This window comes from Thioclava sp. JM3 (assembly GCF_002213185.1).
GTDB classification, from domain to species: domain Bacteria; phylum Pseudomonadota; class Alphaproteobacteria; order Rhodobacterales; family Rhodobacteraceae; genus Thioclava; species Thioclava nitratireducens.
The window spans coordinates 163,253-178,814 of the sequence record NZ_NBOB01000003.1; the positions used below are offsets into that span (position 1 = coordinate 163,253).

The 15,562-nt window shown below is 63.8% G+C and carries 17 protein-coding genes and 1 other RNA gene; 9 read left to right on the forward strand and 9 right to left on the reverse strand.

Features of this window, described 5'->3' with window-relative positions; translation table 11 throughout:
* Positions 1-77: 77 nt before the first annotated feature.
* From B6V73_RS06705 to B6V73_RS21080, 9 genes are all read right to left on the reverse strand, one after another.
* Positions 78-743, reverse strand: coding sequence for a glutathione S-transferase family protein (locus B6V73_RS06705; protein ID WP_075775693.1), 666 nt, complete (start codon positions 741-743; stop codon positions 78-80).
* Between the two features lie 226 nt (positions 744-969).
* Positions 970-1,569, reverse strand: coding sequence for a recombination mediator RecR (gene recR / locus B6V73_RS06710; RefSeq protein WP_088720153.1), 600 nt, complete (start codon positions 1,567-1,569; stop codon positions 970-972).
* 4 nt (positions 1,570-1,573) lie between these two features.
* Entirely contained in the window at positions 1,574-1,918 is a 345-nt protein-coding gene (locus B6V73_RS06715; protein ID WP_075775691.1) for a YbaB/EbfC family nucleoid-associated protein, read from the reverse strand.
* A gap of 128 nt (positions 1,919-2,046) precedes the next feature.
* Positions 2,047-3,807: a DNA polymerase III subunit gamma/tau gene (locus B6V73_RS06720; protein ID WP_276206794.1), complete on the reverse strand. Its 1,761-nt coding sequence runs from the start codon at positions 3,805-3,807 to the stop codon at positions 2,047-2,049.
* Positions 3,808-3,840: 33 nt separating this feature from the next.
* Complete coding sequence (locus B6V73_RS06725) at positions 3,841-4,752, reverse strand: MBL fold metallo-hydrolase (protein ID WP_088724850.1); 912 nt, start codon at positions 4,750-4,752, stop codon at positions 3,841-3,843.
* 105 nt (positions 4,753-4,857) lie between these two features.
* Positions 4,858-4,954: signal recognition particle sRNA small type (ffs, locus tag B6V73_RS06730), an RNA gene on the reverse strand.
* 154 nt (positions 4,955-5,108) lie between these two features.
* A complete protein-coding gene (locus B6V73_RS06735; protein ID WP_088720162.1) occupies positions 5,109-6,155 on the reverse strand; it encodes a YeeE/YedE family protein in 1,047 nt (348 codons plus the stop codon).
* Positions 6,156-6,197: 42 nt separating this feature from the next.
* Positions 6,198-6,506 (reverse strand): metalloregulator ArsR/SmtB family transcription factor, encoded by a 309-nt coding sequence (locus B6V73_RS06740; RefSeq protein ID WP_075775687.1) that lies wholly within the window; start codon positions 6,504-6,506, stop codon positions 6,198-6,200.
* Between the two features lie 212 nt (positions 6,507-6,718).
* A complete protein-coding gene (locus B6V73_RS21080) occupies positions 6,719-7,204 on the reverse strand; it encodes a hypothetical protein (protein ID WP_233243116.1) in 486 nt (161 codons plus the stop codon).
* A gap of 111 nt (positions 7,205-7,315) precedes the next feature.
* On the opposite strand from B6V73_RS21080, the gene B6V73_RS06750 reads away from it, so the two are divergent.
* From B6V73_RS06750 to B6V73_RS06790, 9 genes are all read left to right on the forward strand, one after another.
* Positions 7,316-8,053, forward strand: coding sequence for a cytochrome c biogenesis protein CcdA (locus B6V73_RS06750; RefSeq protein WP_240496974.1), 738 nt, complete (start codon positions 7,316-7,318; stop codon positions 8,051-8,053).
* Positions 8,054-8,078: 25 nt separating this feature from the next.
* A complete protein-coding gene (locus tag B6V73_RS06755) occupies positions 8,079-8,633 on the forward strand; it encodes a thioredoxin family protein (protein ID WP_088724851.1) in 555 nt (184 codons plus the stop codon).
* 234 nt (positions 8,634-8,867) lie between these two features.
* Positions 8,868-9,344 (forward strand): sulfur oxidation c-type cytochrome SoxX, encoded by a 477-nt coding sequence (soxX, locus tag B6V73_RS06760; RefSeq protein ID WP_075775685.1) that lies wholly within the window; start codon positions 8,868-8,870, stop codon positions 9,342-9,344.
* 37 nt (positions 9,345-9,381) lie between these two features.
* Positions 9,382-9,804, forward strand: coding sequence for a thiosulfate oxidation carrier protein SoxY (gene soxY, locus B6V73_RS06765; RefSeq protein ID WP_075775684.1), 423 nt, complete (start codon positions 9,382-9,384; stop codon positions 9,802-9,804).
* A 28-nt stretch (positions 9,805-9,832) separates the two neighbouring features.
* On the forward strand, positions 9,833-10,159 hold the full coding sequence (soxZ, locus tag B6V73_RS06770; RefSeq protein ID WP_075775683.1) for a thiosulfate oxidation carrier complex protein SoxZ: 327 nt from the start codon (positions 9,833-9,835) through the stop codon (positions 10,157-10,159).
* Between the two features lie 114 nt (positions 10,160-10,273).
* A complete protein-coding gene (gene soxA, locus B6V73_RS06775) occupies positions 10,274-11,134 on the forward strand; it encodes a sulfur oxidation c-type cytochrome SoxA (protein WP_088720164.1) in 861 nt (286 codons plus the stop codon).
* 155 nt (positions 11,135-11,289) lie between these two features.
* Positions 11,290-12,981 carry a thiosulfohydrolase SoxB gene (soxB, locus tag B6V73_RS06780; protein ID WP_088720165.1) on the forward strand — a complete coding sequence of 564 codons (1,692 nt, stop codon included), beginning with the start codon at positions 11,290-11,292 and terminating at the stop codon, positions 12,979-12,981.
* Between the two features lie 58 nt (positions 12,982-13,039).
* On the forward strand, positions 13,040-14,350 hold the full coding sequence (gene soxC, locus B6V73_RS06785; protein WP_075775680.1) for a sulfite dehydrogenase: 1,311 nt from the start codon (positions 13,040-13,042) through the stop codon (positions 14,348-14,350).
* On the forward strand, positions 14,331-15,455 hold the full coding sequence (locus B6V73_RS06790) for a c-type cytochrome (RefSeq protein ID WP_075775679.1): 1,125 nt from the start codon (positions 14,331-14,333) through the stop codon (positions 15,453-15,455). Before soxC ends, B6V73_RS06790 begins: the two co-directional genes overlap by 20 nt.
* Positions 15,456-15,562 lie beyond the last annotated feature (107 nt).

A 15,562-nucleotide genomic window follows, 5' to 3' on the forward strand; every position in this document is an offset into this window, starting at 1 on the left:
CGCCTTGGTGCAAATATCCCGGGGGGGGCGCGCCGCAGGCCGGCGGGGGCAGAGCCCCCTCGGCGCGCGCGAAGCCCTCAGAAATCCAACTCAGCATATTGCGGAGCGGGCGGCATGCCGGGCAGCTGATCGGCGAGAAGCGAGCGGAAGGCCGGGCGCGACTTGATCTTCGCATACCAGTCCTTCACGGCCTCTTGTCGGTTCCAGTCCACGTCGGAGATATAATCGAGGCAGCTCAGATGCGCGGCCGCAGAGAAATCCGCAAGCGTCATCACGTCGCCAGCAAGCCAGCGCCGCTGCTCCAGCAGCCAGCCCATGTAATCGAGGTGATACTTGATCGCGGACAGGCCCGCCTTGACCGTCTTGCTATCCGGATATCCTTCCTTGCGGACCTTCTTCCAGACCCGCTCGCCCATGATCCGCTGCGTGACTTCGGTGTTGAACTTGTCGTCGAACCACGAGCACAGGCGGCGCACCTCGTAGCGTGCGGCGGGATCGCGCGGCATCAGTGGCGCGTCAGCATGCGTCTCGTCGATATATTCGCAGATCGCCTGACTCTCGGCCATCATCATGCCGTCCATCTTCAGCACCGGCACCTTGCCCGCCGGGTTGCGACGGAGGAAATCGGCCTGCTGCTCCCAGTATCGTTCCTCGACCAGTTCCACCTCCAGCTTCTTCTCGGCGAGCGTGAGGCGGACCTTGCGGCAGAACGGGGAGAGGGCGACATGGTAGAGGCGGATCATCGGGGCGACGCTCGCAATTCTCGTTGGGGATTTGGGGGAAGTGATAACGGCGGGCGCGGGCGGGTTCAATGGCGACGAGCCCGCCGATGGGCGCTCCCTTGCCGGGAGGGCGCGCGGGCCGCATGGGGCGGATGCCTCCGGCGGGGATATTTTTCCCAAGCCGAAAGGAGCGCTCAGCGCCGGGATATCGGTTTGGACTTCGGTTTCGGGGCGGGTAGGGAGGCCGTCAGAAACTTTTACGCGCGCGCAGCGCCGCCTGGATCGTGCCGTCGTCGAGATAGTCCAGCTCGCCCCCGATCGGCACGCCCTGGGCGAGGCTGGTCACTGCGATGCCGCGCCCTTCGAGCGCCTCGGCGATGTAATGGGCGGTCGTCTGACCCTCGACGGTGGCGTTGAGGGCGAGGATCACCTCGGTGATGCCTTCCTCCGTGGCGCGTTCGAGCAGGTCGGGGATGCGAAGGTCTTCCGGGCCGATCGCATCGAGCGCGGAGAGCGTGCCGCCAAGGACGTGATAGCGGCCCTTGAAGGCGTGGCCGCGCTCCATCGCCCAGAGATCGGCCACATCCTCGATCACGCAGATCTCGCCGGTGGCGCGTTTCGGGTCTTCGCAGATGTCGCAGATCGGCGCGGTGGAGATATTGCCGCAGCGCTGGCATTCGCGCGCGCTGCGGGCGACCCCGGCCATCGCCTCGGCCAAGGGGCCCATCAGCTGCGCGCGTTTCGAGATCAGATGCAGCACCGCACGCCGGGCGGAGCGGGGGCCAAGCCCCGGCAGCCGCGCCATAAGGGCGATCAGCGCCTCTATATCGTCGCGCGCGCCGCTCATAGGATCAGACCGGCAGGTCCATGTTCTCGGGCAGGCCCAATTCGCGCAGAAGGCGTTTCTGCTCTTCCTGCTCGCGGAACTTTGCCTTTTCCTGCGTGTCCTTGATCGCAGCGAGGATCAGGTCTTCGACGACTTCCTTCTCGGACGCCTGCAGGATCGAGGGATCGATGGAGAGCCCGGTCAATTCGCCCTTCGCGGTGGCGCGGGCCTGTACGAGACCGGCCCCGGCCTCGCCGGTGACGACGATGGATTTGAGCTCTTCCTGGAGCTGACCCATCTTCTCCTGCATTTCCTTGGCGGCCTTCATCATCTTGGCCATGTCGCCCATGGCGCCCAATCCCTTGAACATCGCTTTCTCCGTCACGTTTGGCTTGAGTGAGAGATACGCATCGCTGCGCGGAGGAACAAGGGACAAGCTGGGAAAACGGCGCGGCAGGGACGGCGCGTGCGATCGCGCGGGACCGCCCCCGGCGCGGCTCAGCCTTCCTCGAAGGGATCCCATTCGTCTTCGACCTCGGCCAGGGCCTCGGCCTCGATCGCGGTGGTGTCTTCCTCGGGCAGGATTTCGATCTTCGCGCCGGGGAAGCGGGCGAATATCTCTGCGACCAGCGGGTTCTTCATCGCCTCGGCCTCGGCCTTCGCGAGCTCTTCCGCCTTCACCTCGGCTATGGTCGGCGCGCCGCCTTCGGAGACGACCGAGACGCCCCAGCGCGCGCCGGTCCAGCCCTGCAGCCTTGCCGAAAGCGTCGCGGCGAGGTCGCGCGAGGCCTGTGGGGTCGGTTCGAACTCGATCCGGCCGGGGCGGTAATTCACGAGGCGCAGGTTGCTCTCGACCTCCAGCAGCAGGGTCATGTCGCGCATCCGGGCGATCAGGTCGACCACGTCGTCGAAACTGGCGAAACGGGCAAGCGCGTCGGCCATCGGATCGTGCTGTTGGGCAGGGGCGGTGGCGGCAACAGCGCCGCCACCGGCACGCCGGGCGCGCAGCGTCGCGCCATGCACCGGCCCGGTCGAAGGCGCGGGGCCCCGGCCTGCCGCTTGGGTCTGGGTGTTGCCCTGCTGGATCTTCTTGATCAGCGTTTCCGGGTCGGGCAGGTCAGCCACATGGGTCATGCGGATCACGGCCATTTCGGTCGCCATCATCGCATTGGGCGCGCCTGCGACTTCTTCGAGCGCCTTGAGCAGCATCTGCCAGAGCCGCGACAGCACACGCATCGGAAGCGCGGCCGCCATCTCCTGACCGCGATTGCGTTCCTCGGGCGGAACGGTCGGGTCTTCGGCGGCTTCGGGCGTGACCTTGATGACGGAGACCCAATGGGTGATCTCGGCCAGATCGCGCATGATCGCCATCGGATCGGCGCCGTCGGCATATTGCGCGGCAAGCTCGGTCAGCGCCTCGGCGGCCTGACCGTGCAGGATCATGTCGAAGAGATCGAGGACGCGGGCACGGTCGGCCAGACCCAGCATCGCGCGGACCTGTTCCGCCGTGGTCTCGCCTGCGCCATGCGCGATCGCCTGATCGAGCAGCGAGGTCGCATCCCGCGCGGAGCCTTCGGCGGCGCGGGTGATCAGCGCGAGCGCGTCATCGGCGATCTCGGCACCTTCCGCATCGGCGATCCGGCGCAGCAGCGCGATCATCTCCTCGGGCTCGATCCGGCGCAGGTCGAAGCGCTGGCAGCGCGAGAGCACGGTGACGGGCACCTTGCGGATCTCGGTGGTGGCAAAGATGAACTTCACATGGGCGGGCGGTTCCTCGAGCGTCTTCAGGAGCGCGTTGAACGCGCTCGTCGACAGCATGTGAACCTCATCGATGATATAGACTTTGTAGCGCGCCGAGGCCGCCCGGTAATGCACGCTCTCGATGATCTCGCGGATGTCGCCCACACCGGTGCGCGAGGCGGCGTCCATCTCCATCACGTCGACATGGCGGCCCTCCATGATCGCGCGGCAATGTTCGCACACGCCGCAGGGATCGGTCGTGGGGGTGCCGTTGCCGTCGGGGCCGATGCAGTTCAGCCCTTTGGCGATGATCCGCGCCGTGGTGGTTTTCCCGGTGCCGCGAATCCCGGTCATGATGAAGGCCTGCGCGATCCGGTCGGCCGCGAAGGCGTTCTTGAGCGTGCGCACCATCGGTGCCTGTCCGATCAGATCGGCAAAGGTCTCGGGGCGGTACTTGCGGGCGAGAACCTGATATTGGGTGTCGGTCATCGAAGCTCCGGTATCATAAGCAGCCGCCAGACTAGGCGCCCCGGGCGTCGACGTCCACCCGGCTCATTCCCACTCCATCTGGCTGAATACCGCCTGCGCGTTGCGTGTGGCGAGCGTGTCGAAGTCCGCGAGATATTCGAATTGCGACTGGTCCACGTCGACCGAGCCGATGATGTCGCCGCCGTCATCGATATAATCGGCCATCCGGCTGCGCAGATTGGTCAGGTAATCATAGGTGTCGCGAGTCGCCGTCGCGAGATCGGTGGCGGGGCCGTGGCCGGGAACGACATTGGTGGGCTCATAGGCGGCCATCGCCTCGAAGGCTTCGACCCAGCCTTTCGAGGACGACATGTCGAGCACGCCGAGGATGCGGCCCACGAAGACGATATCGCCGGTGAACATCACTTTTTCCGCAGGCAGCCAGACGAAGCTGTCGCCAGGAGTGTGGGCCGGGCCGGGATGGGTGATCTCGATCTCGCGCCCGCCGAGGGTGAGCGTGTAGCGTTCGTCGAAGGTGGTGTCCGCGTAGACCGGCTCCGTGCCCGCGAGCGCGTCCTTGCCGACCAGCGCGTCGAGCATCGTCAGTTCCAGCGAGGCGCGGGCCTTCTGGTCGACGAGCGCATCCGCCGAGGTGATGATCTCGGCGCCATGCTCTTTCCAGTAGCCATTGCCGAGCCAGCGGTGATCCTGCCCACCGGTGTCGATCACATATTTCACCGGCTGATCGGTCAGCGTGCCGATCACCTCGTCGAGCGCCGCCGCCCCCTTGTAGGTGCCGCCCGCATCCACCAGCACCGCGCCCTCATCCGTGACGATCAGCCCGAAGGTCGCGTTATTGCCGAGGTTCTCGGCATCACGCTGCCCGAAGGGGCCCTCGATCGCATAGGTGTCCGGTGCGACTTCGACGGCGGTAAGCGTCCCTGCAAAGAGCGGCACAGGCAGAATGGCCAGAGCGGCCAGAGCAAAACGAAACATGGTGAAACCTCCCCTTTGACGGGAAGCTTAACGCGGCGACATCAGCCCACAATCGGGCATGGTGACGCGCCGACAAGTTTGGTGCGTTTCGTGGAGGAGGAGGGGGGTGAGAGGCTGGACAGCGACCCAAGCGGGGCTCGTTGCGGCTGCTTCCTTCCGGACCTGACCGGGTTGGCGAGGCGCTCGCCCGCGCCAACCTCTCGAGGGGCGATATAGGAAACCCGGATCAGATTCGCAAGCGTTGTGCGGCAAGACTTCGCGGGGAGAAGGGGGCGCTGCCCCCTCGACGCGTCCGCGCCTCACCCCCGGGATATTTCGGCCAAGCCAAAAACGGGAGGGGGACGTGCGGCTCCGGCCTATTCGGGCTGGAAGCCGTGGATCAACTGGCGCAGGCCGATCAACCCGCCGATCACGATGGAGGCCAGCGTGACGGGCGCGGAGAAGGCGAGCACGGCCATCGCGCTTACCCCCTGGCCGATGGAGCATCCGACGGCGATCGTGCCGCCGATGCCCATCAGGGCGGCGCCGCTGACCTGACGGCCCAGTTCGCGCGGATCTTCGCAGGCTTCCCATTTGAAGAGGCCGCGAATGGCCGAGCCGAGGAAGGCCCCGCCGAGAACGCCCGCGACGAGCCCGACGGAGAAGGTGAGCCCTCCCGCGGTGGAGGTCATGAAATACAGGATCGTGCGCCCAAGCGGGGCGGTGAAGGAGGGGGCCTCGACGCCGGTCGCGCCCATGCTCTCTCTGAAGAGGTAGGAGGTGCCGACGAAGCACCAGACCACGGCAAGGCCCGCAGCCACGCCCCAGGCGAGCCTGCGTTTGTCTGCGCGCAGCGGCTGATAGCTCAGCGCCCATGCGAGGAAGCCTGCGGCGACTGGCAGGGCGAAGGTCAGCGGCGGCAGCCCGGTCCGCGCCGAGAGCCAATGCGCGATGCCTTGAGGGGAGGTGGCGGCCTGCTGGTCGAAGATCAGCAGGCGCAGATGCGCGAGGGGGCCGGACAGCGTCACGAAGGCGAAAATCCCCATCACGACGACGATCACCATCGCGCGCAGGTCGCCGCCGCCGAAACGCACCAGCGCCCCGAAGCCGCAATTTCCGGCGAGCGCCATGCCGTAGCCGAAGACCAGCCCGCCCACGATCGAGGCCAAGGGCGACCACTTGATCGTTTGATAGAAGCTGTGGGTGATGTCGGCATAACCCAGAGCCTCGGCTAGGAAGGCGCCGGAGATCGCGACACCCAGCACCACGCCCCAGAGGCGCAGACGCCTCTGGTCATCGCCATAGGCGGCGCTTTCCAGTGCGCCGAGGGTGCAGAAATCGCCCAGGCGCGCGGCGAGGCCGAGAATCACACCGCCGAGCGCCCCGACCAGGGCCGCCATGGCGCCCATCGGAATCTGTTCCATTGCCCTTCTCCCCCCGGATCACTCAGCGTCCGGTCTCATGGCTCACCGAGTTCCGTCGGTGGCGCAGAACATATCGTAAATCGTTTCGACAAGGCGGCGCGCGCGCGGGTCCGAGAGCGTGTAGTAGATCGCCTTGCCTTCGCGGCGCGCGCTGACGAGCCCCTCGAGACGCAGCCGCGCCAATTGCTGGCTGACCGCGGCCTGGCGCGATTCCAGCAGGTTTTCCAGCTCGGTCACCGATTTCTCGCCCGAACTGAGATGGCACAGGATCATGAGCCGTCCCTCATGGGCGAGCGCCTTCATGAGGTTGGAGGCGTCTTGTGCGCGATCGAGTAGCTCTTCTGCATCCATGCGGGCACATCTCGACTCGGCCGTGGCAGAGGCAAGCTTTTCGGCATGACCGTCAGGCACCAGATGCCGCACCGCATCGTCCTTCCTTGGAGCCGCGCGCAGCGCGACCGTATTAATCGAATGTTTCAGGCTTTAGCATGACGATTCGCCGGAACAAAGCCCGAGAGAACAAAAACCCGCACGGGGCGGGCCAAAAGCACGCACATCAAACCTCAGTTTGAGGGGGGCTGATAGTCCGCGCCATTCTTTTTCAGGGCCTGATCCAGCAGCCCCCAGAAGAAGTCCTCGCTCGCATAGCCTTCGATGCGGGCGACTTCGACCCCGTCCTGCAGCAGGATGAAGGTCGGTGTGAAGAGCGGTTTGCCCCCGGTGATCGTGATGTCGTCAGGGAAGGGCTTGTGCAGATCGACCCGCTGCAGGGGCGCGGTCTTGCCCTCGGGGGTCTTGGGGTAGATCGGCGCGAGGTCGTTGTTCCACATGCGGCAATAGACGCAGCCGACCTGCTCGACCATCAGGAGGCGAAACTCGCTCTCGGCCTTGGCTTCTTCGGTCGCGGAGCCGACATCGGTCGTCGTCTCGGCGGATTGCGACGTGGCGTCGGCCCCCGCGGCGTCGGCCCATGAGGCGTGGCCCGTCGCGCTCAGCGAAATCGCCAGCGCCGCGGCCATGGAAATCGTATGCCAAACAATGCGGAACATTGACGGACCCCTTTTTACATATAAAGATCGTAATGTGTTTGACGGGCCCCTTCAAGGACGGTTGGGAGACCGAGGCTATATAGGCTAGGGCGCGTCACGAGGGAGGAAACAGTGCCGATCGATATTACCTATGGCGGGGCGTTTTTTGCCGGCCTGCTGTCTTTTCTGACGCCGTGCATCTTGCCGATGGTGCCGTTCTACCTGTCCTACATGGCCGGGCTGTCGATGTCGGAGCTGCGCGGTGACGGCAAGATCGCCCCCGGTGCGCAGGCGCGGATGGTCGCCTCTTCGGTCGCTTTCGCGTTGGGCGTGACCACGATCTTCGTGCTGATGGGGATGGGAGCCACTGCGCTCGGGGCCGCGTTCCGCGAATGGATGGGACCGCTGAGCTGGGTGGCAGCCGCGATCCTTCTCGTCTTCGGTCTGCATTTCCTCGGCGTGATCCGGATCCCATTCCTCTATCGCGAGGCGCGAATGGAGGCGAAAACCGATCCCACGACCTTCCTTGGCGCCTATGTGATGGGGCTCGCCTTCGGCTTCGGCTGGACGCCCTGCGTGGGCCCGGCGCTCGCCGCCATCCTTATGGTGGCGTCGGGCATGGGAGAGATCTCCAAGGGCGGGCTGCTGCTTTTTGCCTACGGGATCGGAATGACTTTGCCCTTCATCATAGCGGCCTTCTTCACGCGGCCTTTCCTCGCCCTGATGGCAAAGCACCGCGCCAAGCTCGGCTATGTCGAGAAGGCGATGGGGGTTATGCTGATCCTGTTCGCGGTTCTCATCGTGACCGGGGGGCTGCGCTACATTGGTGAGTTTCTGATCGACGTCATGCCGAGCGGGAGTCTTGGCTGAGGATCTGTTTCAAGGGAGGACGATCATGCGTCATTTTCTGACTGCCGCTTTCACCGCGGCGATGCTGGCCCTGCCGGGTCACGCCGCCGAGATGGGCGATGACGGGCTGCACAAGGAGCCGTGGTTCCACGACACGTTCAAGGACATGTCGGACGATCTCGCGACGGCCAATGACGAGGGCAAGCGCTTCATGGTCATCTGGGAGCAGCGCGGCTGCATCTACTGCAAGAAGATGCATGAGGAGGTCTTCTCCGATCCCGAAATCGCGCAATACATCACCGACAACTACTATGTCGTGCAGATGAACCTGTTCGGCGATGTCGAAGTGACCGATTTCGACGGCGAGGCTCTGCCCGAAAAAGAGATGGCGATGAAATGGGGCGTGATGTTCACGCCGACCATGATGTTCTTCCCCGAAGAGGCCTCCGATCAGCCCGCCAACAAGCAGGCCGTTGCACAGATGCCGGGCGCTTTCGGCAAGGGTACGACGATGGCCTTGCTCGAGTGGGTAAAGACTCACGGCTACGAGAGTGGCGTGAATTTTCAGAAGTACGTTGCCGACAAAGTTATGGCGAAGTGATCGCGAGTTTCGCGAATCTAACAGAGTCGTGATCTCGTGCTCGCGGGCGCAGCATTCGTGCTGCGCCCGCGAATGTTTCTGATTTCGCTTAAGAAATCTTGGGTATGCTGCGGTATGCGCCGATATGTTCCGGAGAACATATTGGAAAATATGCGGATTTTTGAATTTATCCATTGCGCCGCTGTGACGCGCTCGCTTAAAAGTGAGTCAGGGAGAGAATTTGGGAGGACTTCTATGAAACGCCACGTTGCGTGGGCCGCAATGGCCGCCACCTTCGCAGCCAGCGCCGCGATCGCAGAAACCGCGCCGATGGATGTCAAATTCACCGATGTGGGCGCGGTGACCGAGTCGCTGACCGGTCAGCCGGGCGATCCCGCAAAGGGCGCAGAAGTCGCGGCGACCAAGTCGCTGGGCAACTGCGTGGCCTGCCATAAGGTCTCGGCGCTCGACGCGTCGTTCCAAGGTAATGTCGGCCCGGAGCTGAACGGCGCGGGCGACCGTTGGGACGAGTCGCAGCTGCGCGGCATCGTCGTCGACGCCAAGCACACCTTCGAAGGCACGGTAATGCCGGCGATGTACAAAACCGGTCCCTTCATTCGCCCCGGCGACGGGTACACCGGCAAGGCTGCGCCTGCCGATCTGCCGCCGATCTTGAATGCACAACAGGTTGAGGATGTGGTCGCTTTCTTGATGACCCTCAAGGACGAGTGACCCTCTGAACGACAAACCCGAGAGGAGAAGATACAACATGACCATGACCAGACGTGACGCGCTGGCGCTGGCGATGGGCGGCGTTGCCGCTTCCATGCTGCCGCTGCCCGCGCTGGCCGATGCCGGTGCTGACGCCATCGCCAAGTTCACCGGCGGCGCAGATGCCGCAATGGGTGACGGCGTCACCCTGACCGCGCCGGAAATCGCCGAGAACGGGAATACCGTTCCGATCTCCGTCGATGCGCCCGGCGCAACCGAGATCGCGGTCTTCGCGCCCGGCAACCCGACGCCCGACGTCGTGACCTTCAAGTTCGGTCCGCTGGCCGGCTCGCAGATGGCCTCGACCCGGATTCGCCTCTCGAAGACCCAGGACGTCATCGCTGTCGCCAAGATGGCCGACGGCAGCTACGTCCAGGCGAAATCGACCGTGAAGGTCACCATCGGCGGCTGCGGCGGCTAATTTTTTCGGTATCTGAGGAGACAAGACCATGAAAGGCGTGAGACCCCGCGTAAAAGTGCCGAAAAAAGCTTCGGCCGGTGACACGATCACCATCAAGACCCTGATCTCGCACCCGATGGAATCGGGTCAGCGCAAGGACAAGGACGGCAACGTCATCCCGCGCGAGATCATCAATCGCTTCACCTGCGACTTCAACGGCGAGAACGTCATCGACGTCACCCTCGAGCCGGCGATCTCGACGAATCCCTACATCGAATTCGAGGCGAAAGTCCCGGAATCGGGTGAGTTCAAGTTCACCTGGTACGATGATGACGGTTCGACCTACGAAGACAGCCAGAAGATCGAAGTGAGCTGATCGGCCGAACGGCCAGCGGCGCGTGAGGGAGCGCGCCGCCTCACCAAGAACAGAGAACCGCGCCTGTTTGGGGAGATCGATGGGCGCGGGGCACACCCAGGGAGGACACAGAATATGACGTTGCGCACCAGCCGCACCATCCTTGCCGCCACTGCAGCCTTCGCGCTCAGCACCGCGGCGCTGCACGCCGAAATGGCGGATGACGAGCTCGTCATCAACGGCGACACCCCGATCACGGTGAAGGCGCCCGCCGCCGATCACCTCAAAGGGCATCTCGACGAGGTCTATTCCGGCTGGCTCTTCCGCACGGACGAGACCCGCGCGATGGAACAGGACGACTTCGACAACCCGATCATGATCTTTGCCGAGCAGGGCCAGGAAACCTGGTCGACCGCCGACGGCTCCGAGGGCAAATCCTGCGCGGATTGCCACGGCGACATCAGCGAAGGCATGAAGGGCGTGCGCGCCTCGATGCCTAAGGTGAACGAAGCCGGCAAGCTGTGGTCGGTCGAGGATTACATCAACGATTGCCGCACCAACCGCATGGGCGCCGAAGCCTGGGGTTGGGACAGCGCTCCGATGCACAACATGACCACCGCGATCGCGGTCGAGTCGCGTGGCATGCCGGTCGCGGTCAAGATCGACGGCGAGGCCAAGCCTTTCTGGGAGAAGGGCAAGGAGATGTACTACACCCGCTATGGCCAGCTCGAGCTGTCCTGCGCGTCGTGCCACGAAGAGAACTACGGCAACTACATCCGCGCTGACCATCTTAGCCAAGGCCAGATCCAGGGCTTCCCGACCTACCGTCTGAAGAACGCGGGCGTCGTGTCGATCCACAACCGCTTCAAGGGCTGCATCCGCGACACGCGCGCGGAAACCTACAGCCCCGGTTCGGACGAGTTCCGCAATCTCGAACTCTACGTCGCTTCGCGCGGCCTGGGTCTCGACATCGAGGGTGGCGGCGTCCGTCCCTGACCTGTGAATTGATGCGCGGGGCAGGGCCTCCCTGTCCCGCGCGTTTCGTTTCAACATATTCAAAATTTCATATCTGTCTGAATTCGTTTGTCTATTTACCCGAATGAAACGACCGCCGGGCGCACTGGCCCGGTGAGAAGAAGGAGACACATCGCATGATATCCCGGCGGGAATTTCTTCAGGCGAGCTTGGCCGCCTCGACCATCCTCGGTGCTTCGGGCCTGTCGCGCTGGTCGCGCGCCATGGCGCAGCAGTCGATTACCCAAGACCAGCTCCTGCAGTTCGAGCCGCTGGGCAATGTCACGCTGATCCACATCACCGACATCCACGCGCAAGCGATGCCGATCTATTTCCGCGAGCCGGAAATCAACCTCGGCGTGGGCGAGGCGAAGGGACGTCCGCCGCATGTGACCGGCGCGGATTTCCTCAAGATGTTCAACATCGAGCCGAACACGCCCGATGCCTACGCGCTGACCTACGAGAACTTCACCGATCTCGCCAAGAGCTACGGCAAGATGGGTGGCATGGACCGTGTGGCGACCGTCGTGAAGGCGATCAAGGCCGAACGCCCCGACGCGCTGATCCTCGATGGCGGCGACACCTGGCACGGTTCGATGGTCGCGCTGAAGACCAAGGGCCAGAACATGGTCGACATCATGAACAAGCTCGGCGTCGAAGCGATGACCTCGCACTGGGAATGGACCTATGGCCAGGACCGGGTGAACGAGATCGTCGACGGCCTTCCCTTCCCCTTCCTCGGTGCGAATATCTTCGACGCCGAATGGGACGAGCCCGCCTACGAGCCCTACAAGATCTTCGAGCGCAACGGCACGCAGATCGCGGTCATCGGTCAGGCCTTCCCCTACATGCCGATCGCGAACCCCGGCTGGATGTTCCCCGACTACTCCTTCGGCATCCGCGAAGAGCGTATGCAGGCGATGGTCGACGAGGTTCGTGCGAAGGGCGTCGATCTGGTCGTCTGCCTGTCGCATAACGGCTTCGACGTGGACCACAAGATGGCGAGCCGCGTGAAGGGCATCGACGTGATCCTCACCGGTCACACCCATGACGCCGTTCCGGAGCCGATCCTCGTAGGCGAGACGATCCTGATCGCCTCGGGCTCGAACGGCAAATTCGTCTCCCGCGTCGATCTCGACGTGCGCGACGGCAAGATGATGGGCTTCCGCCACAAGCTGATCCCGATCTTCTCCGACGTGATCGAGCCCGACAAGGAGATGACCGACGTCATCATGGGCCATCGCGAGCCCTACAAGGCCGAACTCGAGGAAGTCGTGGGCGAGACCAACTCGCTGCTCTATCGCCGCGGCAACTTCAACGGCACCTGGGACGACCTGATCTGCGAGGCGATGCTCGAAGAGCGTGACGCCGAGATCGCCATGAGCCCGGGCGTGCGCTGGGGGCCGTCGCTGATCCCCGGGCAGAAAATCACCATGGAAGACGTGCTCAACGCCACTTCGATGACCTATGGCGAGAACTATCGCTCCGAAATGTCGGGCGAGATGATCAAGACCATCCTCGAGGACGTGGCCGACAACATCTTCAACTCCGACCCCTACTACCAGCAGGGCGGGGACATGGTTCGAGTGGGTGGCATGGGCTACCACATCGACGTTTCGAAGCCGATCGGCGAGCGGATTTCCAACATGACGCTGCTGAAGGACGGCTCCGATATCGACCCGGCACGCAACTATGTCGTGACGGGCTGGGCCTCGGTCAACGAAGGTACCGAAGGGCCGCAGATCTGGGACGTGATCGCCGATCACCTGCGCAAGATCAAAACCGTTGACTTGAAACCGAATGACTCGGTGGTCGTGACCGGCATCTGAGCCGGTCCCGCCCGTCGATGATTACGCCCCGCAGGGGTTAGAGACTGGAGGAAAACACATGGACGACAAGGAACGCCAGGGCAACCCGGCCACCAATGCCGCCCTCAGCCGCCGCGGATTCCTCCGCGCAGGGGCTGCGGTCGGTGCGATGGCCGCAGGGGCTGGTGCCGCGCGCGCAGAACAGCAACCCGATCCGTTGATCACCGAAGTTCAGCCTTGGGCTTCGGGCTGGGGCGACGGCGTCGATGCCACCCCCTACGGCCTGCCGATCGAATTCGAAGATGACGTCATCCGCCGCAATGTCGGCTGGCTGACCGCGGACGTGATCTCGTCGATCAACTTTACGCCGATCCACGCCCTCGACGGCACGATCACCCCCACCGGCTGCGCCTTCGAGCGTCACCATTCGGGCGCGATCGAGCTGAAGAAGGAAGACTACCGCCTGATGATCAACGGCCTCGTCGACAAGCCGCTGGTCTTCACCTACGAGGATCTTGAGCGTTTCCCGCGTGTGAACCGCACCTACTTCCTCGAATGCGCCGCGAACTCGGGCATGGAATGGGCCGGTGCGCAGCTCAACGGCGCGCAGTTCACCCAGGGCATGATCCACAACATGCAATATTCGGGCATCCCGCTGCGGACGCTGCTCGAAGAAGCGGGGATCACCAATCTCGGCGACCAGATCAAGGACAAGTGGGTCTATGCCGAAGGCGCCGACGCGTCCTCGAACGGCCGCTCGATCCCGCTGGAGAAAGCGCTCGACGACTGTCTCGTAGCCATCAAGGCCAATGGCGAAGCGCTGCGCAAGGAGCACGGTTATCCGGTGCGCCTCGTGGTTCCGGGTTTCGAAGGCAACATGTGGGTGAAGTGGCTGCGTCGTCTCGAAGTCACCGACGAGGCCGTGCAGTCGCGCGAAGAAACCTCGAAATACACCGACACGCTCGCCGACGGCACGTCGCGCAAGTGGACCTGGGTCATGGACGCCAAATCGGTCGTCACCTCGCCCAGCCCGCAGATGCCGATCAAGCACGGCAAGGGTCCGCTGGTCATCACCGGCATGGCCTGGTCGGGTCGCGGTCACATCACCAAGGTCGACGTTTCGCTCGACGGCGGCGCGAACTGGCAAGAGGCCCGTCTGGCCGAGCCGGGCGCCGACAAGGCGGTCTCGCGCTTCTATCTCGAGATCGACTGGGACGGTTCGGAAATGCTCCTGCAGTCCCGCGCTACCGATTCCACCGGCTACGTTCAGCCGACCAAGGACGCGCTGCGCGCGATCCGCGGGGAGAATTCGGTCTATCACAACAACGGTATCCAGACCTGGTGGGTCAAGGAAAACGGGGAGTCCGAGAATGTCGAAGTGTCGTCGTAATCTGCTGCTGGCCACGCTTCTGGCCGCTCCGCTCGTCGCGACGCCCGCCCTGGCCGAGAAATTCGGTCTGGGACGCGAAGCGCTGCCCGAGGAAATCAACGCCTGGACCGTCGAGGTCTTCCCCGATGGCAAGAACCTTCCCGAAGGCTCGGGTTCGGTCGCCGACGGTGAAAAGATCTTCGCCGACAACTGCGCGGTCTGCCATGGCGACTTCGCCGAGGGCGTCGACAACTGGCCGAAACTGGCCGGGGGCGAAGGGACGCTGGCCAACAAGGATCCGGTGAAAACCGTCGGTTCCTACTGGCCCTACCTGTCCACCGTCTGGGACTATGCGCACCGCTCGATGCCGTTCGGCAACGCGCAGACGCTGACCGTCGACGAGACCTATGCCATCGTCGCCTACATTCTCTACTCGAACTACCTCGTGGAAGACGATTTCGTCCTCACGAAGGATAACTTCCTCGACGTGGAGATGCCGAACGCGGACGGGTTCATCGTGGATAACCGCGACGAGGTCGAAGTGCCGAAGTTTTCGGAAGCCGCTTGCATGAGCGACTGTAAGACCGACGTGCACATCACCAAGAAAGCCACCGTGCTCGACGTGACGCCCAACCAGGGCGGCGGCGAAGATACGGCGGCTGCGGACGATAGCGCTCCGGCCGACGTCGTCGTCGCAGGCGACGCTACCCAGAGCGACGCGGCCGAGGCGATGGCGCAGGACGCTCCGGCGGCGGCGCAGGTGGAGAAAACCACCTCCGAGCCGAAGGAGACGCTCTCTGCCGATCCGGCGCTGGTCGAGGCTGGCGAGAAGGTCTTCAAGAAGTGCAAGGCCTGCCACCAAGTCGGCGAAGATGCGAAGAACCGCGTCGGCCCGGTGCTCAACAACCTGATCGGCCGTCAGGCCGGGACGGCTGATGGGTTCAAATACTCGAGCGCGATGAAGCAGCACGGTGAAGACGGTCTGATCTGGACCGAACAGACGGTCGAGGAATATCTCGCCGACCCGAAGGGCTACATTCCGAAGAACCGGATGTCCTTCGCCGGCCTGAAGGACCCCGAAGACGTCAAGGCGGTGCTCGCCTATATCGAAAGCCAAGGTGGCTAAGACCCTCCCCGGGCGGGGGCCTCGGCTCCCGCTCACTTAAACCGACAGGGCCCTTCCGCCTGATCGTGTTTCGACGCCCGCGCTCCCCGCGGGCGTCTTTTCGTTTC